Source organism: Mycolicibacterium cosmeticum, assembly GCF_000613185.1.
Taxonomy (GTDB): domain Bacteria; phylum Actinomycetota; class Actinomycetes; order Mycobacteriales; family Mycobacteriaceae; genus Mycobacterium; species Mycobacterium cosmeticum.
On record NZ_CCBB010000001.1, the window covers coordinates 3,148,333 to 3,173,982 of the forward strand.

Consider the following 25,650-nt stretch of genomic DNA (forward strand, 5'->3'; position numbering starts at 1 on the left):
ACCCCGATCATCATCGAACCCCGATCATCATCGAACCCCGCTCATCGTGCTGTCACCCCGCGGCGCGGACGACGCGTTCACGCCGGTGATCCGGTCGGCGGCCAGACGACCGGAGATCACGGCGGTGGGCACACCGACCCCGGGAACGGTCGACGAGCCGGCGAGGACGACGTTGTCGATGCCGCGCACCGTGTTGGCCGGCCGGAACGGCCCGGTCTGACCGAAGGTGTGCGCCAGCGCGAACGGTGTACCCGCCAGCATGCCGCGGCGCGCCCAGTCGGCGGGGCTGACAACGTCCAGGATCTCGGCGTCCGCACCGAGACCGGGCACCCGGGACCGGACGGTGTCGAGCATGTGCTCGACATACGCCGACGACGTGGTGTCCCAATCGATCCGTCCCACTTGGGTATTGGGCGCCGGCGCCAGCACGTACAGCAGGTCCCGGCCCGGCGGTGCCAGGGTGGGATCGCTCGCCGTAGGGCGCGTGACCAACAGCGACGGGTCACCCATCACCCGGCCCTGGTTGATGATCTCGTCGAAGGTCCGCTGCCAGGCGTCGCCGAACACGATCGTGTGGTGGCCCGCGGCGTGTGTCGCGGCGCGGCACCCGACGTGGGCGACCACCGCCGACGGCGCGGGCTGCAACGCCGTCAGCCGTCGCGGACTGCGGCCCAGCAGGTGGTAGGTGGTGGGGAGTTCGGTGGTCAACACCACGGCGTCGGCGGCCACCCGCGTGCCGTCACCGGTGAGCACGGCGGTGACGCGGGACCCGCTGTGCTCGAGGCGATCGACCTCGACACCGTAACGGAATTCGACACCGGCGGCCGTCGCGGCGGCGGCCATCGCGTCGGGGATCGCCCGCATGCCGCCGCGGGGGAAGTACACCCCGGCCACGGTGTCCATGTAGGCGATCACCGCATAGGCGGCCAGCGCGCTGTGTGGCGGTACGCCGGCGTAGAGCGCCTGGAAGGTGAAGACCCGCAGCAGCCGCTCGTCCTTCAGGTACCGGCGGATCATGCGTTCCCACCGCCGGAACCCGCCGAGTGCGGCCAGCCGCGCCAGTTGGGGTGTCAGCAGGGACAGCGGGGAGTCGAAGTTGGCCGAGATGAAACCGTCGAACTCGGCCTTGTACAACGCCGTCAGCCAGGCCCGCATCCGCACATACCCTGCGGCTTCGCCCGGCCCGGCGAAGCGCTCGATCTCGCCGGCCATCGCCTCCGGCTCGGTGTGCACCGCCAGCTCGCTGCCGTCGGCGAACCGCGCGTGGTAGGCCGGGTGCAGGGGCGTGAGGTCCACCCGCGCCGACAGCGAATCGCCCACCGCGCCAAGGGCTTCGTCGATGATCTCGGGCATTGTCAACACGGTCGGCCCGGTGTCCAGCGAGTACCCGGCGATATCCCCCCGGCCCATCCGCCCGCCCGGTGCCGGGTCCCGCTCGAGCACGGTGACCCGCCGGCCGCGGCCGGCCAGGTGCAGGGCCGCCGACAACCCGGACAATCCGGCGCCGACGATGACGACGTGGTCGGTGCGACCCTTCACAGAACGCATCAGGCAAGCCTTTCCGTGCAGAACGTGGCCATGTCGGTGAGTGCGGCACGTGAGCCGTGCGGAATGTCCGGCCGGTCCAGGCGGTTCAGCGCGTGGCCCAGCCGTTCGGCGATCAGATTCTCGATCCAGGCCAGCGCCCCGCTGGCGTGGATGAGCGTGCGCCACCGATCGATGTCACCGGGCTCCAGCCGGGGAGCGGTCATCAGTTCGGTGAGTTCGCGGCGCACCACCGGCTCGGCGAGCAGGTGGGCGGCCACCACCACGCTGGTGGCTTTGCGGTCGGCCAGGTCGGTATGCGTCGGCTTGCCGGTCTCGGTGACGCTGCCCGCCACCCCGAGCACGTCGTCGCGCAGCTGGAAGGCCTCACCGATCGCGCCGCCGTAGGCGCCGAGGGCTTCGATGACGCCGGGCCCGCAGCCGGCCATCGCCGCGCCGAGCTCGAGCGGTCGGCGCACGGTGTAGTTGCCGGATTTGCGCCGCAACACGTCGAGCACGTCGTCCAACGACGGCAGGGCGCGGGAGTCGTTCACCAGGTCGGCGAACTGTCCGACCGCCAATTCGGTGCGCATCATGTCGTAACGCGGCCAGACCCGGGCCAGCGCGTCGTGATCCAGACCGCTGGTCCGCAACATCTGCTCGGCCCACACCAGGCACAGATCGCCGAGCAGCACCGCGGCCGATTCACCGAACCTGTCGGGTTCGCCGCCCAGCCCGCGCTCGCGGTGCCAGCGGCCGAAGGCGACGTGGGCGGCGGGGTGCCCGCGCCGCAGCTGCGCCGAATCCATGACGTCGTCCTGCAGCAGGGCGAAGGCGTGCAGCAGCTCCAGACTGGCGCAGGCCCGCACCGCGGGAGCCGACGGTGCCCAGCCGGCCGTCCCGCACGTCCAGCCCAGATACATGAAGGTGCTGCGGACGAACTTGCCGCCGTGGGTGAGGGTGCGCAGGACATCGGTGGCGATGTCGACATGCGCGCCCCGCAGCTGTTCGGTGCAGTGCCGGGACAGGAAGTCGGACAGTTCGGCGCGCAGCCGGGCGCACAAGGGCGCGCGCCAATCGCATGACGAGTCTCCGGCCGTGGGCCCGGGCCGGGTGTCGACCATGGTGGGGTGCCTGTGCTCAGCCAATGCGCTCCTCGGATCCGTGGTGCACCCAGGGGTTCGGCGCGCATCCCCGCGCGGACGGGTGACAACCCGTGGATGTGGCCGGGATCACAACAGCGACGGGTGAGCGATTCACGTCCGGCCCCCTGCCCCCGCGGTCGACATCCGGCATCGCACGGCGCCGCCCTGCGTGGAATACCCCGGTTCGGGTCAGCGAAACGCCACCAGGTGCAGGGAGTCCAGCAGGGGGATCTGGGCGGCCGCCCAGGGGCTGATGGCCCACGGCAGCCGGGCGGCGGCGCACAGGTCGTGCCACTGGACCCAGACGTGCTCCATGACCTCGGCGGGGTCCGGACGTACCGGGCCCGCCGCTCGGCCGACGTAGACCGGACAGATCTCGTTCTCCACCACACCGTCCGAGGCGGTCGCCCGGTAACGGAAATCGGGTAGCACACAGCGCAATTCGCCGATCTCCAGGCGCAACTCCTCGCGCACCCGGCGCCGCACGGCGGCCTCGGGATCCTCACCCGGTGCCGGATGCCCGCAACACGAGTTGGTCCAGACGCCGGGGAAGGCCTTCTTGTGCAGCGCTCGCCTGGTCAGCAGCACCGCGCCGGCATCGTCGAACAGGTAGCAGGAGAAGGCGAGATGCAGGGGCGTGCCGGCGTGGTGTACCTGCTCCTTGGGTGCGGTGCCGATCGGGCGGCCGTCCTCGCCGAGGAGGACCACCAGCTCCTGCGGCTGACCGTCCGCTGCCCTGATCTGTCCGGCCCTGGTCTGTCCGGCCCTGGTCTCTCCGATGCGGGTCTCACCGTTGCGCACCGAGGTATTCGTCACCGGTGCTCCGGCGGATGGGTCGGGCCGGTGGCACCGCGCCGTACCCGGGTGAGCAGGAACAGCACCGCACCGACCGCCAGCAGCGCGCCGGCGAACAGCCACACCTGGGCGCTCTGCCGGCACATCAACAACACGCAGGAGGCCACCCCGAGCACCGGGACCGGCGTCCACACCCGGAAGTGTGTGTGGGCCACGGTGTCCCGCCGCAGCACCAGCACCGCGATGTTGGTGGAGATGAACACGAACAACAACAGCAGGACGACTGTCTCGGCCAGCGTGGACAGTTTCCCGATGGCGGTGAGCAGGATGGCCACCGCGGTGGTGGACAGGATGGCCACCCACGGCGTGCGACGGCGGGGCAGCACGCGCGCCAGGACGGCCGGTAACAGGCCGTGCTCGCCCATCCCGAAGGCCAGCCTGCTGGCCATGATCATGGTCAGCAGGGCGCCGTTGGCCACGGCCACCAGGGCGATCGCGCCGAACACCCGGTCCGGCACGCCCAGCCCGGACGCCGCCACGACGTCGAGCAGCGGCCCGGTCGACCCGGCCAGCCGGTCGGGGGCCAGCACGGCCGCGGCGGCGATGCCGACCAGCACGTACACCACCCCGGCGGTGATCAGCGCACCGAAGAGTGCCGATGGATACACCTTGGCCGGATCGCGGATCTCCTCGGCGACGTTCGCCGACGTCTCGAACCCGACGAACGAGTAATAGGCGATGATCGCCCCGCTCAGGATGGCCAGCGCCGGCGTGGTTCCCTCGGGGAACTGGGTCAGCCGGCCGGCGTCGCCGTGGCCGCCGCCGAGCACCACCGCACCGGCGACGACCACGATGAGCAGGCCACTGAGTTCCACCACGGTCATCGCGACATTGCTCTTGACCGATTCGCTGATGCCACGGGCGTTGAGCGCGGCGATCAGCAGCAGGAACACGATGGCGGCAGGCACGCTGGGCACGTCGATGAAGGTGCGCAGGTAATCCCCGGCGAAGGCCAGCGCCAAGCCCGCGGCGCTGGTCACCCCGGCCGCGAGCATGCAGAAGCCGACGAGGAAGGACAGCAGCGGCCGCCCGAAGGCCCGTTCGGCGAACACGGCGGCACCGCCGGCCTTCGGATACTTGGTGACCAATTCGGCATACGAACCGGCGGTCAGCAGCGCCAGCAGCAGCGCGCCCAGCAGCGGGGCCCACAGCGCCCCGCCCACCTTCTCCGACAGCACGCCCATCAACGCGTACACGCCCGCACCCAGCACATCGCCGAGGATGAACAGGAACAGCAGCGGACCGGTGATGCTGCGCCGGAGCTTGGTGTCCGGCAGCGCCCGCTCCGGATCCTCGACGGTCTCGGGTGTCGTGCCGGATGTCATCCCGCCGGCATACCCCCGGAGCGGGGCGGATAAGCACTGGCGTTTCGCCCAGGGCAAACCGGGTAGCTCCAGGGTGCACCGACGGAGGAGCGACTTATGCGTGCCATGGTCTATCGAGGCCCCTACAAGATTCGCGTCGAGGACAAGGACATCCCGGCGATCGAGCACCCCAACGACGCGATCGTGCGGGTGAGCATGGCCGCCATCTGCGGATCGGATCTGCACCTGTACCACGGGATGATGCCCGACACCAGGGTCGGGATGACTTTCGGCCACGAATTCATCGGTGTGGTCGAACAAGTCGGACCGTCGGTGCGCAACCTGACTCCCGGCGACCGGGTGATGGTCCCGTTCAACGTCTACTGCGGCTCGTGTTATTTCTGTGCGCGCGGGCTGTATTCGAACTGCCACAACGTGAATCCCAATGCGACTGCCGTGGGCGGCATCTACGGGTACTCGCACACCTGCGGCGGCTACGACGGCGGGCAGGCCGAGTTCGTCCGGGTGCCGTTCGCCGACGTGGGCCCCGCCGTCATCCCGGACTGGATGGCCGACGAGGACGCACTGATGTGTACGGACGCGCTCGCGACCGGATACTTCGGTGCCCAGCTGGCCGATATCGACCAGGGCGACACCGTCGCGGTGTTCGGCGCCGGCCCGGTCGGGCTGTTCGCGGCGAAGTCGGCCTGGTTGATGGGCGCCGGCCGCGTCATGGTCATCGACCACCTGGAGAACCGGCTGGCCAAGGCCCGCACCTTCGCCCACGCGGAGACGTACAACTTCGCCGAGCACGACGACATCGTGGTGACGATGAAACGCGCCACCGGCGGGTTGGGTGCGGACTCCGTGATCGACTGCGTCGGTGCCGAAGCCGACGGCAACTTCCTGCAACACGTCACCGCCGCCAAGCTCAAGCTGCAGGGCGGATCCCCGATCGCCCTGAACTGGGCCATCGACTCGGTCCGCAAAGGCGGCACGGTGTCGGTGATGGGGGCCTACGGGCCGATGTTCAGCGCGGTGAAGTTCGGCGACGCCATGAACAAGGGCCTCACCCTGCGGATGAACCAGTGCCCGGTCAAGCGACAGTGGCCGCGACTCTTCTCGCACATCCAGAACGGCTATCTCAAGCCGAGTGACGTTGTCACCCACCGTATTCCGCTGGAACACATCGCCGACGGCTATCACATCTTCTCTGCCAAGCTCGACGACTGCATCAAACCGGTCGTCCTTCCCGCCGCCGGCTGACAGGAGCCACATCATGGTCTACACCTCCGAACACCCGCCGACCCCCGATGCCGAAGAGCTGCGCGCACGCATCCCCGGCTGGGGAGCCGACCTGAACCCGGCGGACCGGCCGGCCGTGCCCTGGCAGCGCTTCGATCCGGAATCCACCGGGGCGCATTGGATCTTCCCGGACCGGCAACCGGAGAAGACGCCGCGCGAGCGGTCGATCGAGCACGAGATGCTGACACCGGTTTTCGGCACGTCCGCTCCACCACGCGGGCTGTCCGGAGCGGTCCGCCGATACGCCTACCGCTACAGCGAAGGCCGGGCCGCGCACTGGCTGTTGCTCATCGGCGCCGACCGGATCGACGCGGTGGAGAGCCATCTGGCGTCGTTTCTCACCCGTCGTCCCGACAACCCGTTCACCGAAACCGGGATCAGGACCGAGTTCACGCATCACGGCTGGCGTTCCCGCGCCGGCACCACCCGGGTGGACAAGGCGCACGTCTGGATGGATCCGATCATCATCGCCGGACCCTGGGTCGCCGCCGCCACCGTACTCGGCGGCGCCGTCCGCGCCGTGGTGAAACGCAGGCCACACCAACCGAACCGGTGATCGTGCCCACCCCCGGTTTCAGATCCGGCACAACTGTGCATCCTGCTGGCTGACCCGACGAGAGGGAAAGTGATGAGCAAACACAGCAAGGCCGACGAGGCCCGCAAGGGGCTGGTCGATTCGGTCAAGGGCAAGGCCAAGGAGATCGCCGGTGCGGTGACCGGTAACGATTCGTTGACCGCGGAGGGTCAGCTGGAGCAGGCCCAGGCACGGGAACGCAAGGAGGCCAACGCCGTCGAAGCCGTCGCCGACGCGCAGGAGGAAGCCGCCCGCGCCGAGGCCGCCCGAGCCGGCCGCGACGCCGCGGCCGAGCGCAGCGCGGTGCAGCAGGCGGCGGCCACCGCCGAGGGTGTCGTGCATGAGCAACGGGCCCAGCAGCGACAGGTCGCCGAGGAGACCGCCCGCCTGCAGGCCGAACGGGACAAGGCGGCCGCGCAGCGCGCTGCCGAACGCGACGTGGCGCAGGCCAAGGCGCAGGAACGGCGCGAGATCCTGGACGCGTCGACCGACGCCGCCGAGGCCGTCGACGAGCACCGCGACGCCGTTGATCAGGCCGCGGCCGAGCAGGCCGAGGCCGATCGTCTCGAGCGCCGTGCCGAGAAGCTGACCGACCGCGCCGACCTGCCCTGAAACCACCGCCAACCGAAGGATTCCACCATGAACGTGACCGACCTGCCCCGTACCGTGCTGCGGCTGGAATACCAGCTGGCACGGTTGCCGCTGACGCTCATCGAGCAACGGGTGCTGGCCCGACTGCCCGACGATGCGCCGGTCCGGCTGGTCTTTGAACGATCACTCGGCGTGCTCGACGCGACCGTGGGTGGTGCGCTCGGCGACCCGGATCTGCGCCGCCGGGGTGTCGCGCTCGCCGAACGCAGCAGCGCCCTGGGCCGCGCCGCGACGCTGCGGGCATCGGCGTCCGCAGAACGCCGGCAGGCCGATGCGACCCTGAAAGCCAAGCTGGACCAGGTCGCCGAGGACCAGTCCGACGCACTGGCCGCGGAGCGGTCCGCCGTCGACGACGCCCGTGCCACCGAGGAACGGCGCGAACGCGAGGCCGAGCGCGCCGCCCGCACGCGCGGTGCCGCCGCGAAGCGGCAGGCCGACCAGGCCGCGGCCAGGCGCACGGAGTCGGTGGAAGCCGCCAAAGGTGCCGAGCTCGACCGCATCGCCGCTGCAGAACGTGAGGTGGCCGCCGAAACCACTGCCGCACTCAAGGATTCGCGCGAGGACCGGGCCGCGGCCGAAGCGACACGGGCCAAGGCCGACCAGGTGGAGGAGCTCGCCGAGGCAGAGAAGCGTAAGCGGCAGGCGCAGCGCGCCGGGCGCACGGCCTCAGCCGACACGTGAGCAGGGTCAGCCCAGCAGGAACCGGCCGGCGGCGCGGGTGAGCCGGCGCCGCGGCCAGCCGGCCAAGCCGTCGGCGGCCAGCGCCGCCCGGGCGGCGTTGCGCCCGCACACCCCGTGCACGCCGCCGCCCGGTGTGGCGCCCGCACTGCCCAGGAACACATTCGGCACCGGTGTCTCGGCGCGCCCGAAGCCGGGCGCCGGCCGGAAGATCAACTGCTGGAACAACTGTGACGTTCCGCCGTTGACGGCGCCGGTGTGCAGGTTCGCGTCACCGGCCTCCAGATCGGAGGGTCGCTGCACCGACTTGCCGACCACATGGCCGGTGAACCCGGGGGCATGTGCCTCGAGCACCGCGTCGACGCGTTCGGCCAGGCGTTGTGCGGATTCGTCGTCGGCCAGCCCGCGTGGCAGATGGGTGTAGGCCCAAGCACTTTCGGTGCCCAGCGGGGATCGGGTCGGATCCGCCGTCGTCATCTGGCCGAACAGCAGGAACGGATGCTCGGGCAGCGTCCGGGTGTTCAGGTCGGCCATCCAGCGGATCAGTCCGTCATGGTCGGCGCCCAGGTGCACGGTGCCCGCACCGTGCAGGCTGCTCGAGCGCCACGGGATGGCGGCATCCAACGCGTAATTGATCTTCAGGACGGGCGTGTCCCAGACGAACCGGTCCAATGCCCGGCCCAGCGCGGCCGGCAGCGCGTCCTGCGGCAGCAGACGCCGGAACAGTTGCGGCGCCGAGGTATCGGCGATGACGGCGCGTCGGCACCGGATGGTGGATCCGTCGGCGGTGCGCACGGCGGTGGCCCGCCCACCGCGCACCTCGATACCGCTGACCGGTCGGCCGCACAGGATCTGGGCTCCCGCGGTCTCGGCGCGCCGCACCAGGGCGGCGGTCAACTGCCCCGCCCCGCCCACCGGCACCGGGAAGCCGCCGTCCTGCGCCATCATGATCAGCAGGTACCCCATCACCCCACTACCCGGCGCGTCCAACGGCACATCGGCGTGCATCGCGTTGCCGAGCAGCAGCAGCCGGGCCGCGTCGCCGGCGAAGAGCTGCTCGGCCAGCACCCCGGCCGGCAACAACAGGAGGTGTGCCAGCCGCAGCGCCTCGGCGGTACCGAGACGGCGCAGCAGGCCGATCGGTCCCCGCACCGGGGGAAACGGGGCGAAGAGGGTGTCCAGCAGCGGCGCCTTGATGCGCTCCCACTGGTCGAACAGATCGCACCAGCGCCGGCCGTCCCCGTGCCGGGCCCGATCCAATTCGCTTGCGGTCCGCTCGATGTCGCGGTAGATGACCGGTGCGTCAGTATCCTCGGCGGCGCGGGCATGGCCCACCACGGCGGGTGCGTGCGTCCAGCGCAGGCCGTGGTCCTCCAGCCCGAGTGCGCGCAGCGCGGGGGAGGCGACCGACAGCGGATAGAAGGCGCTGTACAGATCGCTGAGGTAACCGGGGAACAACTCGGCGCTCTTCACCGCCCCACCCGGTTCGTCCTGGGCCTCGGCCACGATGACATCCCAGCCCGCGTCGGCCAGCAGGGCGGCAGCGACCAGCCCGTTGTGCCCGGCGCCGATCACCACGGCGTCGGCGCTGGTGCTACTCGGCATCGTCGGGTGTGCGGCGTTCGGCGAGGGCGGCCAGGCGCCGGGTGCATTCCCGGTTGCGCGGCACGACGGCCAGCAGCGCCAACCGGTGCGGCACCCATCCCATGGGTGCGCCGACCGGGACCTCGGCCATCTCGATGCGGCAACCACCGTCGATATCGAACAGGCGCAACGTGATCCGGGCCTTGCCAAGGGGCCGGCCCTTGGCCAGCAACACCAGCTCCTCCAGCGGCCGGCAGTCCTGCACCACCGTGATGTCGTCGAGCAGCAGCGGCCACACCCCGATCGAGTGCTCGATCGTGCTGCCGACGGCCGGCCAGCCCGGGTCGACAGCCCGCATCCGGCTGTTGCCCACCACCCACTGCGAATAGGTCCAGCCGTCGGCGATGACTTCCCACACCCGGCTGCGGGTGGCCGACGTATCGCGTTTGACCGTCAGCACGCTGTCGACTTCCTCTGGAGGCATGGCAGGCACCCTTTCTCTAGCGAGCACCGAAGGGCCGGACGATCAGCCGGTTGGCCGCCGCCTTCACCGAATCCGGCAGCACGTGCGCCACCGCGCCCATCAGCTTGCTGGCCAACGACGAGGCCACCACCTTCTGGTCACCGCGCAGCATGGCGTCATAGCCTTGCCGGGCGGTCTTGGCGGGGTCGTCCTTGAACGGCAGGCGGCCCAAGGGCGTGTCGATCATCGATGCCCGGCGGAAGAACTCGGTGTCGGTGGGTCCGGGCATCAGGGCGGTCACCGAGACGCCGGTGTCGCGGAATTCGTCGTGCAGTCCTTCGGCGAAGGACTGGATGAACGACTTGGACGCGTTGTACATCGTCTGATAGGAGCCGGGCATGGTGGCCACGATCGACGAGGTGAACAACGCTGTGCCGCTGTCCCGCTCGGCCATGTCGCGCAGCAGCAACTTGGCCAGCGCTACCGTGGACCGGACGTTCACGTCGATGATGTCCAGATCGGCTTGCAGGTCACCGTCGACGAATCGGCCCGCCCGGCCGATCCCGGCGTTGAGCGCGATGGCATCGGGCACGCGCCCGGTGTCGATGATCATCCGGTGGATTCGCTGCGCGGCGTCGGTGTCGCGCAGGTCGACCTGCGCGGGTTGTACCCGCACCCCGGCGCCGGCCAGCTCGACGGCGGCATCGCCGATCTGGGGCTCATCGGCCACCACCACGAGGTCGTAGCCGTCGGCGGCGAACAGGCGGGCCAACTCCAGCCCGATCCCGCTCGACGCGCCGGTCACCACCGCCAGCCGGGCATTCGACATGAGTGTTCACCTACCCGGCACGGCGCCGGCCAAACGCATCGTTTGGTTCTGGGCGCCCCGGGGCACCCTGCCGGACATGTCCGACTTGCAAGGCCGAGCACTGGCTGCCCGCATGGGTGAGCTGGCTCGCGCCGTTGCGGTCCCGACCAGCACCGAGGAGATCCTCTCCCACGTCACCACCGCGGCGGTGGAGTTGATCCCGGGAGTCGACACCGCAGGCATCCTGTTGATCACGCCGGGCGGAAACTTCGAATCGCACGCCACCACGACGGACCTGCCGCACGAACTGGATCAGCTGCAGCGGCTGTTCGACGAAGGGCCGTGCCTGGCCGCGGCGGTGGAGGACATCATGGTGCGCACCGACGATTTCCGGGCCGAGACCCGATGGCCGGCGTATTCCGCGGCGGCGGTGAAGATCGGGGTGCTCAGCGGTCTCTCGTTCCGGCTGTACACCGCCGACCGTACCGCCGGTGCGCTCAACCTCTTCGGGTTCGAACCTCAGCAGTGGGACGAGGACGCCCGCACGACGGGCAGCGTGCTGGCCGCGCACGCCGCCGCCGCGATCCTGGCGCACCGCCAGGGCGAGCAGCTGCAGTCGGCACTGGCCAGCAGGGACCGCATCGGTCAGGCCAAGGGCATCATCATGGAGCGCTACAAGGTCGACGATGTGCGGGCTTTCGACATGATCCGGCGGCTGTCGCAGGAGAGCAACGCGCGGGTGGTGGATATCGCCGAACGCGTGATCGCCAGTCGCGGTTGACCTTCGGCGTTGCTGTTCAGCCCCGGGTCCGGAACGGCCGGGTGGGCGGCTCTGCCGGGGCCGGGCGGGGAGCCCCCGTCTGAGCTCTCGTCGGACGGCCGGTCGAACGATGGCCGGCGCCGAGCTTGAGCGGGCGGGTTTCGTCCGCCGCGGCGTCGCGCTCCAGCAGCACGCCGCGGGCGATCCGGTCCAGCGCGCCCTGCACCTGCATCCGGTCCGGCCGGCCCTGGAATTCCGCCGACTGGGCCAGGGTTTCGGTGATCCAACCGGAGATCAGGTCGCGGGCCGTGTTGATCTCCGCGGCGCCCGCCGGGGTGAGGGTGAACGCGTTCCCGGCGCGGGTGGCGTACCCGGTGGCCACCAGGCGGCCGAAGGTGGGTTCCAGGATCTGGCGGGGCACCCGGCGCTCGTCGGCGATGTCGAGCAGATCCGCGGTCCCGGTCACCGCGGCGTGCCGGTAGATCTGGATCAGCGCCCACAGCGCCGCGGTGTCCACGTGACTGCGCGGCGAATGCGCCAGGGCCTCCAGGTCGACGCCCTGGCTGCGGTGCAGTAACCGGCCGATGGCGACCTCGAGCAGCTTCTCGGGCGGTTCGATGGTCGGCATGCCGAACCCCTCGCCCAGGTCGGTGCTGCCGCTGGCGGCCGTGTCGCGTAGCGGAACCTGTTTGAGGAACAGTGCCAGGACGAACCCGACGAGGGCGAACGGCGCCGCGTACAGGAACACCCGGCTCAGCGAATCGGCGTAGGCGTCGATGATCGGGGCGGCGATATCGTGCGGAAGTTGGTGCAGCACTTGGGGTGCCGTGGCGGCCTGCGGTGGTGCGCCGCTACGGGCCATGGCGGCCGGCAGCCTGCCGTCCAGGAAGTTGGCGAACATGGAGCCGAAGATCGCGGCACCGAACGAGCTGCCGATCGTCCGGAAGAAGGTGACGCCCGAGGTCGCGACGCCGAGATCGGTGAAGTCGACGGTGTTCTGCACGACCAGGATGAGCACCTGCATGCTCAGCCCGATCCCGACGCCCAGCACCAGTAGATAGAGCGACTGCAGCAGCGTGGAGGTGTCGGGGTCCATCCGGGACAGCAAGACGAACCCCAGTGCCATGATCGCGGTTCCGGCGATGGGGAAGATCTTGTAGCGCCCGGTGCGGCCGACGAGCACGCCGCTGCCCAGGGACGTCACGAGCAGGCCGGCGACCATCGGCAATGTGCGCAGCCCGGACATGGTGGCCGACACACCGTCGACGAACTGCATGTAGGTCGGCAGGAAGGTCAGGGCCCCCAGCATCGCGAACCCGACCACGAAGGACAACACACAGCACACCGTGAAGACCGGATTGGCGAAGAGCCGGATGGGCAGGATCGGCTCGGCGGCCCGGCGTTCGGCGGCGACGAACGCGATCAGTGCCACCGTCGAACCGACGAAGAGCCCGATGATGGTCGGCGATCCCCAGGCGTAGGTGGTGCCGCCCCAACTGGTCGCCAACGTCAACCCGGCCGCGCCGATCCCGATGAGCACGATGCCGGCATAGTCCAGCACCGGCCGCGCGGTGCGGTTCAGTTCGGGGATCGCCACGGCGGCGATCGCGATCACCACGACGGCCACCGGGACGTTGACCCAGAAGGCCCAGCGCCACGTCAGATGATCGGTGAACAGCCCGCCGAGCAGCGGCCCGACGACGGTCGTGACGCCGAACACCGCGCCGAGGGCGCCCTGGTAGCGACCGCGGTCGCGCAGCGGGATGACCTCGCCGATGACCGCGACCGCCGTCACGGTGATGGCGCCACCACCGAGGCCCTGCAGCGCCCGGGACGCGACCAGCATCCCCATCGACTGCGCCAGACCGCAGAGCACCGAGCCGGCCAGGAAGAGCAGCACGGCGACCTGGAAGATCTTCTTGCGGCCGAAGATGTCGCCCAGCTTGCCGACCACGGCGGTGACGATGGTCGAGGCCAGCAGATAACTGGTGACGACCCAGGCCTGGTGGCCGGCACCGCCGAGATCGGCGACGACGGTGGGCAGCGCCGTGGCGACGATGGTCTGGTCGAGCGCGGCCAGCAGCATGCCGAGCACGACCGCCAGGAAGATGAAGTTGCGCTGCCTGCCGTCAGCCGCCTCCGTGGCCGGCGGTTGATCGGCGGCCTGCCGGGGCGCGGTGGTCACGGACATGGCGGTGGCTCCTCTGCCGGGCGGGTCGGTGGTTTCCGCTCGCATCCTCCGACCCATACCCCGGGAGGTGCCCACTGACACCGGGCCGCGGGTTACGCCTGGCCGATCAACCGGCGTGGCTGGAGGTGGCCTGCGGTGCGGGCGCGCGGCGGCGCGCGGGGTCGACTGTGCTGGAGCGGCGCAGGCGGCGTCGGTCGCGCGCGATGCGGCGGCTCAGGATGCGCTGGTCCCTGGCGCTCACACCGCGGTTCTTGTGGGCCAGCAGCTCAAGCTGCTCCCAGCTCAGACCGTCCAGGTCGCCGTCGGCGTCGTGGGTGGCCACCACGATGCAGCCGCGCAACAGCGGGACGGTTTTCGCGTCGAAAGAGGTTGTCGCCAAGAGCAATTCGGTGGCACGGCGGTTGACGTCGCGCTGGCACCGGCGTGACGTCGGGCTGAACCAGAAGTCGAACTGCCGGTCGGCGCTGATCAGACTCTGCAGGCCCTGGTCGTGGACGAGTTGGGTGATATCGGCCTGGGTGTAGGCACGGGTTTCATATACGGCGCCATTGACGCTGAAGTACAGGACGGTATTCATTGTGATGACCCATTCGGCTCTTTCTCGTGGACGGGTGCACCGATCTCCGGTGCTGTTACCAAAGATACCCGTGTGACAATTGGGGTAAACGACGATAACGATCCGGATAATTCCCGGTGCCGTCGCCCTATTTGCTGACAGCATGCGCGTCGCGGGCCGCCGAGCATCGTTTCCTGCCAATCGGCGGTCAATTACTGCCACCGGAATTACCCAGCTGACCAGTGCGTTATGGCTGGCAGAAGTCAGCAGACCACTAGCCAGAAGGGCACTCAAATGAAGAAGTTCGGTTTTGCCAGCATCATCGCCTCCGGGTTCGCCGCCGCCGTCGTGGCCTTGGCCGCCCCGGCGCAGGCCGATATCACCCACCACGAATGGGTGAACGATATCCAGCAGCACGCCACCACCGGCCAGGTGACGTCGGTCTTCGGCAACGGCCGTTGATCGGAGCCGCTGCGCAAAAGGGGCACCCCACACCGGGGTGCCCCTTTGCACATCTGCGCCCTTGTATAACGGCATCGTGAAACAAGCCGGGACCGTCGAATTCATCACCGTTGCGCAGAGCGATCCGCTGGCCGCACCGCTGCTCGACGAGCTGAGCCAGGAGTACACGGCGCGCTACGGGGATCTCAGCGGCACCGAGTACGCCGATATGCGGGCGTACCCCGCCCACGAGTTCGCCGCGCCAGGCGGTGTGCTGATCGTCGGAGTGTCCGGCGGCGTCCCGGTCGCCGGGGGAGCGTTCCGGCGCCACGACGCCGACACCGCCGAACTCAAACGGATCTGGACGTCCTCGGCGCACCGCGGGCGCGGCTACGGCAAGCTGGTGGTCGCCGAACTGGAGCGCATCGCCCGCGAACGCGGCTACCGCAGGGTGTGCCTCACCACCGGACCGCGCCAGCCCGAAGCGGTCGGCCTCTACCTGGCCAGCGGATACCGGCCGCTCTACGACACGTCGCTGCGGGCGGAGGACATCGGCGCCCACGCGTTCGAGAAGACGCTCTAAGTGTGTGCCTTCACCGCGGCGAACTGATCGGTGATCGCCTGGCAGAACGCCGGCAGGTCATCCGGTGAGCGGCTGGTGATCAGGTTGCCGTCGATGCAGACCGACTGGTCGACGACGGTCGCCCCGGCGTTGCGCAAATCGGTGCGGATGCTGGGGTAGGAGGTTAGGGTCCGATCCCGGACCACATCGGCCTCCACCAGCGTCCACGGTCCATGGCAGATGGCCGCGACCGGCTTGCCCGACCGCACGAAATCCCGGACGAAGGCCACCGCCGCGGAATCCAGTCGCAACTTGTCCGGGTTGACGGTGCCGCCGGGCAGGATCAGCGCGTCGTATTCGTCGACGGCCGCGTCGGCGACGGTGCCGTCCACCGGGAATGTCCCGGCCGGCTCCAGATCGTGGTTGCGGGCCTGGATCTCGCCCGGTTGGACCGACAACAGGTCGGCCCGGCCGCCGGCATCCGTCACGGCGGCGCGCGGCACCTCCAGTTCCACCTTCTCGACGCCGTCGGCGGCGAGGATGGCGACCTTGCGTCCTTGCAGTTCGTTGGGCATCACATCACTCCCTATCAGTGGGCGTACCGGTTGGTGCTCTCCTGCCGGACGCGCTGCTGTGCATACGCCCCGTCGGTTTCCCGTTCCAGGGCCGAGATAATCCGCCCTTGGGTGCCGCGCGGCAGCTGTGGCGGCAACATCGGTGTCGACGCGTCGACCACCGCCTCCAGCACGAAGGGCCGGTCGGCGGCGAACGCCTGCTCCCATGCCGCGGACACCTGGGCCGATTCGGTGACCCTGGCACTGGCCAGGCCCAGCAGTTCGGCGTAACCGGCGTACGGGAACGACGGAACACGTTGGGAAGCCGGGAATCTCGGATTGCCCTCCATCTCGCGCTGTTCCCAGGACACCTCGGCCAGGTCGCCGTTGTGCAGCACCAGGATCACGAAGCGAGGGTCGGCCCAAGCGCGCCAGCGGTCGGCCACGGAGATCAGGTCGAGCAGTCCGCTCATCTGCATGGCGCCGTCACCGACCAGGGCCACCACCGGCCGGTCCGGCGCGTCGAGTTTGGCTGCCAGGCCATAGGGCATGGCACAGCCCATCGACGCCAGGTAACCGGACACATGCGCCGGCACACCGGGCGGCAGGCGCAGATGCCGCGCATACCAGTAAGTCACCGATCCGACGTCGACGGCCAGCCGGGCGTTGCGCGGAAGGTGCCGCGACAGGGTGCGAATCACCAACTCCGGGTTGGTGTTCGGTGTCGGTGTGCTGGCGCGCTGCCAGGCCGTGTCCTGCCAGGCGCGCTTCCACCGCACCACCGCGTCATGCCAGCTGCGGTCGGGCTTGCGGGTGAGCCGCGGCACCAGCGCTGCCACCGTCTCCCGCGCACCGCCCACCAACGGCACCTCGACGGGATACTTCGAGCCGATCACGCGGGGCTGGATGTCGATCTGCACGGCGCGGGATTGGTCCGGAGCCGGATAGAACTCCGTCCACGGGTCGTTGGATCCGATGACGACGAGCGTGTCGCAGTTCGCCATCAGCTCGGCGCTGGCATCGGTGCCCAGATGACCCATCACCCCGGTGTGCCAGGGGGCGTCCTCGTCGAGCACGGGCTTTCCCAACAGGGAGCACGTGACGCCGGCACCGGCCGTGTCCACCAGTGCGGCGATCTCGGCTTCCGCCCCGGCCGCACCCCGACCGACCAGCACCGCCACCCGCTCGCCCGCGTCGATCACCTCGGCGGCGCCGCGCAACTTGTCGTCGGCGGGTAGGGCCGGCCGGCCGTGTCCGGTGACCGGTGCCGACGCCACGATGCCGTGACTGTGTTGCGGCTGGGCGGGCATCTGCGCCTGCTGCACGTCGTGCGGCACGATCAGGCAGGTCGGGGTGGAGGTGGCGACCGCGGTACGCATGGCGTTGTCCACCGCCATCAGGGCTTGTTCCGGGGCGAACACGGTCTGCACGTACTGGCCGCAGACGTCCTTGAACAACGCGTGCAGGTCCACTTCTTGGAGGTAGCCGCTGCCCAGCGCGGTGGAGATGACCTGCCCCACGATCGCCACCACGGGCCTGCGGTCCAGCTTGGCGTCATAGAGGCCGGCCAGCAGGTGGATGGCACCGGGGCCCTGGGTGGCGATGCAAACACCCACCCCGCCACTGAATTTCGCGTGCCCGCACGCCGCGAACGCGGCGAGCTCCTCGTGTCTGGTGGAGACGAACTCGGGGTCGCCCGCGCGCTGCAAGGCGCCCAGGATGGGGTTGATGCCGTCACCGGCATAGCCGTAGACCCATCGGACACCCCATTCGCGCAGACGCCCGACGATCGCGTCGCACACCAGCTCGGCCATCGGTGCAGTCCCCGTCAGGCGGTGGAGCCGCCGAGTGCGCCCTCGTCACCCAGGGCTTGCATCACCGCGCTCGGCCCGTCGAAACTGTCCTTGGACAGCCCCTTGAGGCTTTGCACCAATTCGTCGGCGGCGCCGTGTTGTTCGGCGTGCCGGGCCAGATCATCGGCCGTCCCCGGGTAGTCGAAGCCGGACAGGCATTTCTGTACTTCGGTCACTTGTAGTCCCATGCCGCCCGGGCTACCCGGCGGGTCGTGGCGCAAACCTCGGCTCAGCCCTTGGTGCGGGTGTCGATGACGCGCTGCGCCAGCTCGAGCAGGCCCATGTCCGACTGGTCGGCGAGCCGGCGCAACATCTCGAACGCCGCGACGTCGTCGACACCGTAGCGCTCCATGATGATGCCCTTGGCCTGGCCGAGCCGCTCCCGGCTGCCGAGCGGCGAGGTGAGCGCCGAACCCCACGGACTGGCCGCCGCGAGGCCAGCACCGCGCCGACGGTCTCGGCATCGTCATCCCAGGGCCTCGCTCCGAAGCCGAAGATGTTCATGGTCGCGGCGGTCGACCCGGCGCAGTAGATCTTGTAGGACAGGCTGCTGCGCACCCCGCGGGCGACGGCCGCCGGCGAGTACCGGGGCCAGCGGGTCTCGGTGCCGAAATCGTCGGCCCGCACCATGGTGCTGTCGGCGGCGGCCTGCGCGCACGGCCCCTCCCCGAACCGCTGTTGCAGTTCGTCGAGCTCGGCCGCCAGCGGCGAGGTGGCGCCCATCGACAGCACGGCACCGTCGCGCAGCACCATGATGTCGGCGACGTCCGCACCGGGGATCAATTCGACCGCCAGCGCGGCGATATCGGCGAAGAGCTGGTCGGCCGGCCGAAACTCACGCACCTCCGGTGCCAGCTCGGCCAGCCGCTCGACCAGCTGCGGCCCCTGCATGGTGTTCTGCGCGGACATCCTCGTCACCTCTCTCACGGTGTAGTGCAGCGGGCCGTCCGGGGCGACGACGGCGGCACCGGACGCGTCTGCGACCAGCCAGCCGGTGCCGGCCAGATGCCGACTGACCCGGTCGACGTCGTCGAATAGCGGAGTGTCGCGCAGCAGCGCGGCAATCGCCGTGCGGATATCGGACTGCAGGATGGGGGGCCCGGCGCCGTTGGTGCGGCCCGCGACGATCAGGACCTCGTCGTCCGACAGCCGCCGGCGCAGCAGGGCGAACAACGGCAGATAACCGGTGGCGGGCACTCCGGTGGGGTAACCGGCGCGGAAGAAGTCCGCCACCGTCGTCAGCGCTCGTGTAAGCACGATCACCACCCTTCGCCCGCGCTGGTTGACGAGCGGTTACCCGGGCGATGGGCCGCCAAACGCATCGCACCGACCGGCGTCGCCGCTGTCGGTGTGATAGACAGCGGCTGTGCCCGACGATCCCGTCCTCGTGCCGGGCCGGACCTGCTGGAAGACCGAACACGCCGACCACGTCGCCTTCGTCGTCGACGGCGCGGACTACCTCCGGCACGTCAAGGCCGCGATGCTGCGTGCACAGCACCGGATCATCCTGGTCGGCTGGGATTTCGACGGCCGGACCACACTGGAACCCGCGGAGCCCACCCTGCCCGGGCCGAACCAGCTGGCGGCGCTTCTCTACTGGCTGCTGTGGAAACGGCCCGGTCTGCAGATCTACGTGCTGAAGTCCAACCTGCGGCTGCTGCCGGTCTTCGACGACCTGTGGTACGGGTTGACGCCGGTGCGGGTGCTGAACACGCTCAGCGGCAGGCGAATTCGCTTCGCCGTCGACGGTGCGCATCCCACCGGTGCCGTGCACCATCAGAAGATCGTGGTGGTCGACGACGTGGTCGCCTTCTGTGGCGGTATCGACCTGACGCTGGGCCGCTGGGACACGCCGGAACATCTGGACGACAACGGGTTTCGCCGTGGTTATGGCCCCCGCCACGAGGTGGCCGCCGCCGTGGACGGCCAGGCCGCGCGTGCCCTGGGCGAGGTTGCCCGCGACCGGTGGGCGGCGGCAACCGGTCAGGTGCTGCCCGGGCTGGACGTGGCACACCTGGCCTGGCCCCGTGGCCTGGAGCCCGACGTGCGCGATGTCGAGGTGGGCATCGCGCGCACCAGCCCCGACCTGCCCGGCCGCGAGGAGGTGCGGGAGGTGGAGGCCCTGAACCTGGCCGCCATCGCGGCCGCGCGCCACACCATCTACCTGGAGAACCAGTATCTGGCGTCGCGCACCGTCGCCGAGGCGCTGGCCGGGCGCCTGCGCGAACCGGACGGTCCGGAGGTCGTCATCGTGTTACCGCGCCGGTCCGAGAGCCGGTTGGAGCAGCAGGCGATGGACAGCGCGCGCAAGCTGCTGCTCGACGAACTGTGGGCGGCCGACGAACACCGTCGGTTCGGGGTGTACTGGCCGGTGACCGCGGGCGGGCAGCCGGTGTACATCCATTCGAAGGTTCTCGTCGTCGATGACCGGTTGCTGCGCATCGGGTCCTCCAATCTGAACAATCGGTCGATGGGCTTCGACAGCGAGTGCGACGTGGCCATCGAGGCCGAGGGTCCCGAGGCCGGCGCCGGTGACCCGCTCCGGGAGACCATCACGGCCTTCCGGGACCGGCTGATCGCCGAACACCTGGGCGTCGACGCCGCCGACTTCGGCAGCGCCCTGCACGGCTCGACGTTCCTGGCGGCGGTCGAGGCGCTCATCGACACGGGCCGGACGTTGCGCCGGTTCACCGCCGAGACCGTCGCAGGCGAGGCCAGCCCGTTGGCGGAGAACGAGCTGATGGACCCCGACCACGTGCCGCGGTCGCTGGCCGCCAGCCTGCGCCGGTTCCTCACCGGCCTGGGCAACTAGCCCCGCGAGGATCCGGTCCGGTACTGCCACGAAGCGGTCAATTCCTGCCAGCGGAATTACCTGGGCCCACGGTGCGTTGTGGAAGCCAGGAACCGTCAGAGGCTCGTACGAAAGGGCTTGAAAATGAAGAAGTTTGGATTCACCGGAATCATCGCTACGGCGTTCGCCGCGATGGTTGTCGGACTGGCCGCTCCCGCGCAGGCCGACATCGCCCATCACGAGTGGGTGCACGACAACCAGCAGCGTGCCACCACCGGTGCGGTGACTTCGATCGTGGGCAACGGCCGCTAGGTCTGCCGTCGATCGACCCGACGAGGAGGGGCACCCGCAACGGGTGTCCCTCTTCGTCGTGTGGGCCGCACCGCCCACTTCCGGGAATAGCGCCGGATGGGCCATAGTTGGGCGACATGGTCGGGTATCGCACCGCGACGACAACGACGACAGCTGGGGACGCGCATGAAATTCGGCATCTCGACGTTCGTGAACGACGACACCATCGACACGGTGACACTGGCACGGGCGATCGAGGAGCGGGGTTTCGAGGCGCTGGCGGTCGCCGAGCACACGCACATCCCGGCCAGCCGGGAGTCGGCGTACCCGCTCGGCGGTGACTTGCCGCGCATCTACTACCGCACCCTGGACCCGTTCGTCACACTCGCCGCGGCCGCGGCCGTCACTTCGAAGATCGAGCTGATCACCGGCATCGCCCTGCTCATCCAACGCGATCCGATCATCACCGCAAAGGAAGCCGCGAGCATCGACCTGATCTCGGGCGGCCGCTTTGTGCTCGGCGTCGGGGCCGGCTGGAACATCGAAGAACTGCGTCACCACGGCACCGATCCGAAGACCCGCGGCGCGCTGCTCGACGAGCGCATCGAGGCCATCAAGGCGCTCTGGACCGATGAACCGGCCGAATACCACGGCACGTACGTCGACTTCGACGCGTCGTATCTGCGGCCCAAGCCGGTGCAGACCCCGCACCCGACCGTCCTCATCGGCGGCGACTCCGACGCGACGGTCAAACGGGTGATCAGGCACGAGGCCGGCTGGATCTCCAATCCGCTGCCGGTCGACCGGCTGACCCGGCGGGTCGAGCAGCTCCGGGCCGGTGCCGGCCATGACGTGCCGTTGAGCACCTTCGGTGTGCCGATCGACCTCGACTATTGGCGTGCCCTGCAGGATCTCGGCTTCGGCCAGGCCAACCTGCTGCTACCCACCAAATCCCGCGACGACTCACTGCGCCTGCTCGACGAGTACGCCGCCCGGGTCGCGCAGTTCCGGGCCTGACCGGCGCCGGTATGGCGCGCCACATCTGCGGAACCGACGGGGGACAGCCGTGAGCATTCGGTTGGGTGCGGTGGCAGTCGATTGCCCCGACCCGGCGGCACTCGGCGATTTCTATCGCGAGGTGCTGGGGTTGAAGGTGGTGCTGTCCACCCCCGATCTCGTCGCCCTGGAAGGGCCGGGCATCCTGCTGAGCTTCGAACGGGTCGACGACCACCGGCCGCCCACCTGGCCCGCCGGGCCGGCGCCCAAACAGCTGCACCTGGACCTGGCGGTGGACAACCTCGACGTCGAGGAGAGCCGGCTCCTGGCGCTGGGTGCCACGAAGGCCGAGCTGCAGCCCAACCCGGACAAATGGCGGGTGCTGATCGACCCCGCGGGTCACCCGTTCTGCATCACGGTGGTGTTCCGGCCGGCGTCGGCCTGATTTTTTTCCCGCGTGATGTCGAAACCCGCGTGATGGCTCCGTCCCAGTGGTGAGCGACCGCTAGGGTCGCACACCTGGAGGGAGAAACCGATGGCCAAGTACCTGATGCTGAAGCACTACCGCGGGGCGCCGGCGGCGGTCAACGACGTCCCGATGGATCGGTGGGAGCCGGCCGAGGTCGAGGCGCACATCAAGTACATGAACGATTTCGCCGCCCGGCTGCAGGCCAGCGGTGAGTATGTCGACAGCCAGGCGCTGGCGCCCGGCGGCACCTGGGTGCGCTCGGGCGGGGCCGGTAAGCCACCCGTCACCGACGGTCCGTTCGCCGAGACCAAGGACCTCATCGCCGGGTGGATGATGATCGACGTCGACAGTTACGAGCGCGCGCTCGAGCTGGCCGGGGAGTTGTCGGCGGCGCCCGGCGCCGGTGGGGAGCCGATCCATGAATGGCTGGAGCTGCGGCCACTGCTGAACCACACCCCGTGCGTCGCGGAGTAGCCGTCGCGCATGGTGGACGCCGCCCAGCTGCGTGAGCTGATCCCCGGCGTGCTGGCCGCGCTGGTGCGCCGGGGAGCGGATTTCGGCACCGCCGAGGACGCGGTGCAGGAAGCGCTGATCCGGGCTCTGCAGATCTGGCCGGCACAACCGCCCGCCGACCCGAAGGCCTGGCTGATCACCACCGCGTGGCGCCGATTCGTCGACCTCGCCCGCTCCGACGCCGCCCGGGTTCAGCGCGAACAGCTTGTCGCAGAACAACCTTCGCCTGGACCAGCCGTCGACGTGGACGACACCCTGGCGCTGTATTTCCTGTGCGCGCACCCGCGGCTGTCGCCCGCTTCGGCGGTCGCGCTGACGCTGCGCGCGGTGGGCGGGTTGACCACCCGGCAGATCGCCCAGGCCTATCTGGTCCCGGAAGCGACCATGGCGCAACGCATCAGCCGCGCCAAACGCACCGTCGGCGCTACCCGGCTGGACCGCCCCGGCGACCTGCACACCGTGCTCAAGGTGGTGTACCTCGTGTTCAACGAGGGCTACAGCGGGGAAGTCGATCTGGCGGAGGAGGCCATCCGGCTGGCCAGGCAGCTGGTCGCCGCGACACCCGACGAGGAGGCCGCCGGGTTACTGGCCTTGTTCCTGCTGCATCACGCCAGACGTCCGGCGCGCACCCGGCCCGACGGCGCCCTGGTGCCGCTGGCCGAACAGGACCGCACGCTGTGGCGGCGGGACCTGATCACCGAAGGCATCGATATCCTGCAGGCCGCCCTGGCGCGGGATCGCTTGGGGGAGTACCAGGCTCAGGCTGCCATCGCCGCCCTGCACGCCGACGCCGAGACGGCCGAGCAGACCGACTGGGTGCAGATCGTCGAGTGGTATGACGAACTGGTGCACCTCACCGACAGCCCGGTGGTGCGGCTGAACCGGGCCGTGGCACTGGGTGAGGCCGACGGGCCGCGGGCCGGGTTGGCTGCACTGGCGGCACTGGATCCCGCCCTGCCGAGGTACACCGCGGCGGCGGCGTATCTGCACGAGCGGGCCGGTGCGGCGGCAACGGCCGCCGACCTCTACGTGCAAGCCGCGGCGGAGGCCGACAACGTGGCCGAACGTGACCACCTCACGATCCGGGCCGCCGCGCTGCGCCGGCCGGGCTGAATCCGCGCATGATGGTGTCCAGGTGGCGTTGCCAGCGTTGCCGCCCGCGGTGGGCCGGGTCGATCCGTTCGGACTGGATGACGCCGCGCAGCGCCCACACCGCGATGGTGATGTCGTCGGGGGTCAGGTCGGCGCGCACCGCGCCGACGCGCTGAGCGCGGGTGAGCAGATCCGTCGACCGGCGGCGCAACTCCGCCACGAGTGCCCGCGGGGCGAGATCACCCCACACCGGCGCGGACAATCCGGCCTTCTCGGCCAGTTCGACGCCGACGGTGCGCAGGAACAACTCCACGCCGTGCTCCGGTTCGGCAGCGGCCGCGGTGTCGGCGACCTCGATGAGCCGCTGGAAGAAACCGGCGAGCACCTCCTGAACCAGGGCCTCCTTGTTGGCGAACCGGCGGTAGAGGGTCGCCGGACCCACCCCGGCGGCGCGGGCGATGTCGTCGAGGGTGGCCGCGGGACCGTGTTCGGCGAATACCTGCTCGGCCGCCTTGACCAACTTGTCGCGGTTGTCGGTGGCATCGCGCCGCACGTGACCTCCTGAGAACCCAGCCGGGAATACTTCCCGGGCCGACACGTTCCATACTATGTGATAGTGGAACTCTCATTTAGGCGGTGGCGATGACAAACCACTCGGCACGCGTGCGGCTGGGGCATTCGGATCTGACGGTGCGGCCCATCGGGCTCGGCTGTATGGGCATGTCGCAGTTCTACGGCGACTCCGACGACCAGGAATCGGCCCAGACCATCCGCGCGGCGATCGACCTCGGGGTCGACTTCCTGGACACCTCGGACGTGTACGGCGGCTCCGATATCGGTACGGCATCCAACAGTCGCGGTTTCGGTCACAACGAGCGGCTCATCGGAACCGCATTGCGGGGCAGGCGCGACCGCGTCGTGCTGGCCACCAAGTTCGGTGCCAAGGTCAACGACACCCGGGACGGGATCGTCATCGACGGTCGGCCCGAATACGTCGCCGCGGCCTGTGAGGCCAGCCTGCGCCGGTTGGACACCGACGTCATCGACCTGTACTACTGCCACCGGCTGGACCGCAACGTGCCCATCGAGGACACCGTCGGCGCCATGGCCGAACTGGTGCAGGCCGGCAAGGTCCGAGCACTCGGTCTCAGCGAGGTCGGCCCCGCACTGATCCGGCGGGCACACGCCGTGCACCCGATCACCGCGCTGCAGAGCGAGTATTCGCTGTGGGAACGGGATGTCGAGGAATCGGTGACGGCGACCTGCCGCGAGCTGGGCATCACGCTGGTCCCGTACTGCCCACTGGGCAGATCGGCTCTGACCGGAGCGCTCACACCGGGCGAGCGGTTCCATCCCGACGATTTCCGGCACTCGAACCCACGGTTCGCGGCCGACAACCTGGCCGCCAATCTGGAGCCGGTCGAAGCGCTGACCCAGCTGGCCGATGAAAAAGGCTGCACGCCCGGTCAATTGGCACTGGCCTGGCTACTGGCCCAGCCCCTGGACGTGGTGCCGATCCCCGGCACCAGACGCATCGCCCACGTGCGGGAGAACTTCGCCGCCACGGCGGTGCCGATCAGCGCCGACGAAATTGCCTATCTGAGCGCGGTTTTCGCGCCCGGCCGGGTGGTGGGAGAACGATACACGCCCGTCCATGCCGCCACCGTCGCCCGCTGACAAACACCGAGAA

At 69.7% G+C, this 25,650-nt stretch carries 27 protein-coding genes and 2 pseudogenes; 14 read left to right on the forward strand and 15 right to left on the reverse strand.

Going from position 1 to position 25,650, the window contains the following annotated elements; translation table 11 throughout:
• Positions 1–27: 27 nt before the first annotated feature.
• The 4 genes from crtI to BN977_RS15065 all read right to left on the reverse strand — a co-directional run bounded on the left by crtI (position 28) and on the right by BN977_RS15065 (position 4,849).
• Entirely contained in the window at positions 28–1,548 is a 1,521-nt protein-coding gene (crtI, locus tag BN977_RS15050) for a phytoene desaturase family protein (RefSeq protein WP_024453272.1), read from the reverse strand.
• Positions 1,548–2,648: a polyprenyl synthetase family protein gene (locus tag BN977_RS15055; RefSeq protein ID WP_024453273.1), complete on the reverse strand. Its 1,101-nt coding sequence runs from the start codon at positions 2,646–2,648 to the stop codon at positions 1,548–1,550. Before BN977_RS15055 ends, crtI begins: the two co-directional genes overlap by 1 nt.
• A 210-nt stretch (positions 2,649–2,858) precedes the next feature.
• The gene (gene idi / locus BN977_RS15060; RefSeq protein WP_036399215.1) at positions 2,859–3,410 is read right to left on the reverse strand and encodes an isopentenyl-diphosphate Delta-isomerase; all 552 of its coding nucleotides are present in this window, start codon (positions 3,408–3,410) and stop codon (positions 2,859–2,861) included.
• 71 nt (positions 3,411–3,481) lie between these two features.
• The gene (locus BN977_RS15065; protein WP_024453275.1) at positions 3,482–4,849 is read right to left on the reverse strand and encodes an APC family permease; all 1,368 of its coding nucleotides are present in this window, start codon (positions 4,847–4,849) and stop codon (positions 3,482–3,484) included.
• 96 nt (positions 4,850–4,945) lie between these two features.
• Here BN977_RS15065 and BN977_RS15070 point away from each other — a divergent pair, with 96 nt between their 5' ends.
• From BN977_RS15070 to BN977_RS15085, 4 genes are all read left to right on the forward strand, one after another.
• Positions 4,946–6,094, forward strand: coding sequence for a zinc-dependent alcohol dehydrogenase (locus tag BN977_RS15070; RefSeq protein WP_024453276.1), 1,149 nt, complete (start codon positions 4,946–4,948; stop codon positions 6,092–6,094).
• Between the two features lie 13 nt (positions 6,095–6,107).
• Positions 6,108–6,689 carry a hypothetical protein gene (locus BN977_RS15075; protein WP_024453277.1) on the forward strand — a complete coding sequence of 194 codons (582 nt, stop codon included), beginning with the start codon at positions 6,108–6,110 and terminating at the stop codon, positions 6,687–6,689.
• Positions 6,690–6,761: 72 nt separating this feature from the next.
• Complete coding sequence (locus tag BN977_RS15080) at positions 6,762–7,319, forward strand: CsbD family protein (protein ID WP_036398072.1); 558 nt, start codon at positions 6,762–6,764, stop codon at positions 7,317–7,319.
• 27 nt (positions 7,320–7,346) lie between these two features.
• The gene (locus BN977_RS15085) at positions 7,347–8,039 is read left to right on the forward strand and encodes a hypothetical protein (RefSeq protein ID WP_036398074.1); all 693 of its coding nucleotides are present in this window, start codon (positions 7,347–7,349) and stop codon (positions 8,037–8,039) included.
• Positions 8,040–8,045: 6 nt separating this feature from the next.
• Here BN977_RS15085 and BN977_RS15090 read toward each other — a convergent pair whose 3' ends face one another.
• The 3 genes from BN977_RS15090 to BN977_RS15100 are packed head-to-tail and all read right to left on the reverse strand — an operon-like array spanning position 8,046 to position 10,912.
• Positions 8,046–9,641 (reverse strand): phytoene desaturase family protein, encoded by a 1,596-nt coding sequence (locus BN977_RS15090; protein WP_036398076.1) that lies wholly within the window; start codon positions 9,639–9,641, stop codon positions 8,046–8,048.
• On the reverse strand, positions 9,631–10,104 hold the full coding sequence (locus tag BN977_RS15095; protein WP_024453281.1) for an SRPBCC family protein: 474 nt from the start codon (positions 10,102–10,104) through the stop codon (positions 9,631–9,633). Before BN977_RS15095 ends, BN977_RS15090 begins: the two co-directional genes overlap by 11 nt.
• Positions 10,105–10,120: 16 nt before the next feature.
• Positions 10,121–10,912, reverse strand: coding sequence for an SDR family NAD(P)-dependent oxidoreductase (locus BN977_RS15100; protein ID WP_024453282.1), 792 nt, complete (start codon positions 10,910–10,912; stop codon positions 10,121–10,123).
• 76 nt (positions 10,913–10,988) lie between these two features.
• Between BN977_RS15100 and BN977_RS15105 the strand changes: the two genes are divergently transcribed.
• Positions 10,989–11,672, forward strand: coding sequence for a GAF and ANTAR domain-containing protein (locus tag BN977_RS15105; RefSeq protein ID WP_024453283.1), 684 nt, complete (start codon positions 10,989–10,991; stop codon positions 11,670–11,672).
• Positions 11,673–11,688: 16 nt separating this feature from the next.
• Here BN977_RS15105 and BN977_RS15110 read toward each other — a convergent pair whose 3' ends face one another.
• The gene (locus BN977_RS15110; protein WP_234709612.1) at positions 11,689–13,737 is read right to left on the reverse strand and encodes an MDR family MFS transporter; all 2,049 of its coding nucleotides are present in this window, start codon (positions 13,735–13,737) and stop codon (positions 11,689–11,691) included.
• A gap of 211 nt (positions 13,738–13,948) precedes the next feature.
• Positions 13,949–14,419, reverse strand: a complete 471-nt coding sequence (locus BN977_RS15115) for a hypothetical protein (RefSeq protein WP_036398078.1) — start codon at positions 14,417–14,419, stop codon at positions 13,949–13,951.
• Positions 14,420–14,692: 273 nt separating this feature from the next.
• On the opposite strand from BN977_RS15115, the gene BN977_RS32420 reads away from it, so the two are divergent.
• Entirely contained in the window at positions 14,693–14,860 is a 168-nt protein-coding gene (locus BN977_RS32420; protein WP_109790137.1) for a hypothetical protein, read from the forward strand.
• Between the two features lie 73 nt (positions 14,861–14,933).
• Entirely contained in the window at positions 14,934–15,422 is a 489-nt protein-coding gene (locus BN977_RS15120; RefSeq protein WP_036399221.1) for a GNAT family N-acetyltransferase, read from the forward strand.
• Here the strand turns inward: BN977_RS15120 and BN977_RS15125 are convergent.
• The 5 genes and pseudogenes from BN977_RS15125 to BN977_RS33265 form a co-directional block, all read right to left on the reverse strand.
• The gene (locus BN977_RS15125) at positions 15,419–15,976 is read right to left on the reverse strand and encodes a type 1 glutamine amidotransferase domain-containing protein (RefSeq protein WP_036398080.1); all 558 of its coding nucleotides are present in this window, start codon (positions 15,974–15,976) and stop codon (positions 15,419–15,421) included. The genes BN977_RS15120 and BN977_RS15125 overlap by 4 nt on opposite strands.
• A 14-nt stretch (positions 15,977–15,990) precedes the next feature.
• The gene (locus tag BN977_RS15130; RefSeq protein ID WP_036398082.1) at positions 15,991–17,769 is read right to left on the reverse strand and encodes a thiamine pyrophosphate-requiring protein; all 1,779 of its coding nucleotides are present in this window, start codon (positions 17,767–17,769) and stop codon (positions 15,991–15,993) included.
• 14 nt (positions 17,770–17,783) lie between these two features.
• On the reverse strand, positions 17,784–17,984 hold the full coding sequence (locus tag BN977_RS15135) for a DUF2795 domain-containing protein (RefSeq protein ID WP_234709570.1): 201 nt from the start codon (positions 17,982–17,984) through the stop codon (positions 17,784–17,786).
• 53 nt (positions 17,985–18,037) lie between these two features.
• Positions 18,038–18,699 (reverse strand): annotated as a pseudogene (locus BN977_RS33635) (GAF and ANTAR domain-containing protein).
• A gap of 99 nt (positions 18,700–18,798) precedes the next feature.
• Positions 18,799–19,074: pseudogene (locus BN977_RS33265) on the reverse strand (DUF3349 domain-containing protein); the annotation flags it as partial.
• Positions 19,075–19,174: 100 nt separating this feature from the next.
• Between BN977_RS33265 and BN977_RS15145 the strand changes: the two are divergent.
• The 6 genes from BN977_RS15145 to BN977_RS15165 all read left to right on the forward strand — a co-directional run bounded on the left by BN977_RS15145 (position 19,175) and on the right by BN977_RS15165 (position 23,981).
• Positions 19,175–20,620: a phospholipase D-like domain-containing protein gene (locus BN977_RS15145; protein ID WP_036398086.1), complete on the forward strand. Its 1,446-nt coding sequence runs from the start codon at positions 19,175–19,177 to the stop codon at positions 20,618–20,620.
• Between the two features lie 123 nt (positions 20,621–20,743).
• Positions 20,744–20,911, forward strand: coding sequence for a hypothetical protein (locus BN977_RS32880; protein ID WP_165576323.1), 168 nt, complete (start codon positions 20,744–20,746; stop codon positions 20,909–20,911).
• A 165-nt stretch (positions 20,912–21,076) separates the two neighbouring features.
• Positions 21,077–21,907 (forward strand): LLM class F420-dependent oxidoreductase, encoded by an 831-nt coding sequence (locus BN977_RS15150; protein ID WP_024453291.1) that lies wholly within the window; start codon positions 21,077–21,079, stop codon positions 21,905–21,907.
• A gap of 49 nt (positions 21,908–21,956) precedes the next feature.
• Complete coding sequence (locus BN977_RS15155; protein WP_024453292.1) at positions 21,957–22,331, forward strand: VOC family protein; 375 nt, start codon at positions 21,957–21,959, stop codon at positions 22,329–22,331.
• A 90-nt stretch (positions 22,332–22,421) separates the two neighbouring features.
• Entirely contained in the window at positions 22,422–22,829 is a 408-nt protein-coding gene (locus BN977_RS15160) for a YciI family protein (protein ID WP_024453293.1), read from the forward strand.
• Between the two features lie 9 nt (positions 22,830–22,838).
• Positions 22,839–23,981 (forward strand): RNA polymerase sigma factor, encoded by a 1,143-nt coding sequence (locus BN977_RS15165; protein WP_036398088.1) that lies wholly within the window; start codon positions 22,839–22,841, stop codon positions 23,979–23,981.
• Here BN977_RS15165 and BN977_RS15170 read toward each other — a convergent pair.
• Entirely contained in the window at positions 23,944–24,513 is a 570-nt protein-coding gene (locus tag BN977_RS15170; RefSeq protein ID WP_036398090.1) for a TetR/AcrR family transcriptional regulator, read from the reverse strand. The genes BN977_RS15165 and BN977_RS15170 overlap by 38 nt on opposite strands.
• Before the next feature lie 89 nt (positions 24,514–24,602).
• On the opposite strand from BN977_RS15170, the gene BN977_RS15175 reads away from it, so the two are divergent.
• Entirely contained in the window at positions 24,603–25,637 is a 1,035-nt protein-coding gene (locus tag BN977_RS15175) for an aldo/keto reductase (RefSeq protein WP_036398092.1), read from the forward strand.
• Positions 25,638–25,650 lie beyond the last annotated feature (13 nt).

Bases quoted from the DNA above. Each gene is read 5' to 3' on its own strand.
- BN977_RS15090 (WP_036398076.1), bottom strand. From the start codon at position 9,641: ATGCCGAGTAGCACCAGCGCCGACGCCGTGGTGATCGGCGCCGGGCAC.
- BN977_RS15100 (WP_024453282.1), bottom strand. From the start codon at position 10,912: ATGTCGAATGCCCGGCTGGCGGTGGTGACCGGCGCGTCGAGCGGGATC.
- BN977_RS15125 (WP_036398080.1), bottom strand. From the start codon at position 15,976: ATGCCCAACGAACTGCAAGGACGCAAGGTCGCCATCCTCGCCGCCGAC.
- BN977_RS15130 (WP_036398082.1), bottom strand. From the start codon at position 17,769: ATGGCCGAGCTGGTGTGCGACGCGATCGTCGGGCGTCTGCGCGAATGG.
- BN977_RS15105 (WP_024453283.1), top strand. From the start codon at position 10,989: ATGTCCGACTTGCAAGGCCGAGCACTGGCTGCCCGCATGGGTGAGCTG.
- BN977_RS15165 (WP_036398088.1), top strand. From the start codon at position 22,839: ATGGTGGACGCCGCCCAGCTGCGTGAGCTGATCCCCGGCGTGCTGGCC.
- BN977_RS15115 (WP_036398078.1), bottom strand. From the start codon at position 14,419: ATGAATACCGTCCTGTACTTCAGCGTCAATGGCGCCGTATATGAAACC.
- crtI (WP_024453272.1), bottom strand. From the start codon at position 1,548: ATGCGTTCTGTGAAGGGTCGCACCGACCACGTCGTCATCGTCGGCGCC.
- BN977_RS15085 (WP_036398074.1), top strand. From the start codon at position 7,347: ATGAACGTGACCGACCTGCCCCGTACCGTGCTGCGGCTGGAATACCAG.
- BN977_RS15080 (WP_036398072.1), top strand. From the start codon at position 6,762: ATGAGCAAACACAGCAAGGCCGACGAGGCCCGCAAGGGGCTGGTCGAT.
- BN977_RS15075 (WP_024453277.1), top strand. From the start codon at position 6,108: ATGGTCTACACCTCCGAACACCCGCCGACCCCCGATGCCGAAGAGCTG.
- BN977_RS32420 (WP_109790137.1), top strand. From the start codon at position 14,693: ATGAAGAAGTTCGGTTTTGCCAGCATCATCGCCTCCGGGTTCGCCGCC.
- BN977_RS15160 (WP_024453293.1), top strand. From the start codon at position 22,422: ATGGCCAAGTACCTGATGCTGAAGCACTACCGCGGGGCGCCGGCGGCG.
- BN977_RS15150 (WP_024453291.1), top strand. From the start codon at position 21,077: ATGAAATTCGGCATCTCGACGTTCGTGAACGACGACACCATCGACACG.
- BN977_RS15070 (WP_024453276.1), top strand. From the start codon at position 4,946: ATGCGTGCCATGGTCTATCGAGGCCCCTACAAGATTCGCGTCGAGGAC.
- BN977_RS15110 (WP_234709612.1), bottom strand. From the start codon at position 13,737: ATGCTGCTGGCCGCGCTCGACCAGACCATCGTCGCCACGGCGCTGCCC.
- BN977_RS15055 (WP_024453273.1), bottom strand. From the start codon at position 2,648: ATGGTCGACACCCGGCCCGGGCCCACGGCCGGAGACTCGTCATGCGAT.
- BN977_RS32880 (WP_165576323.1), top strand. From the start codon at position 20,744: ATGAAGAAGTTTGGATTCACCGGAATCATCGCTACGGCGTTCGCCGCG.
- BN977_RS15175 (WP_036398092.1), top strand. From the start codon at position 24,603: ATGACAAACCACTCGGCACGCGTGCGGCTGGGGCATTCGGATCTGACG.
- BN977_RS15065 (WP_024453275.1), bottom strand. From the start codon at position 4,849: ATGACATCCGGCACGACACCCGAGACCGTCGAGGATCCGGAGCGGGCG.
- BN977_RS15095 (WP_024453281.1), bottom strand. From the start codon at position 10,104: ATGCCTCCAGAGGAAGTCGACAGCGTGCTGACGGTCAAACGCGATACG.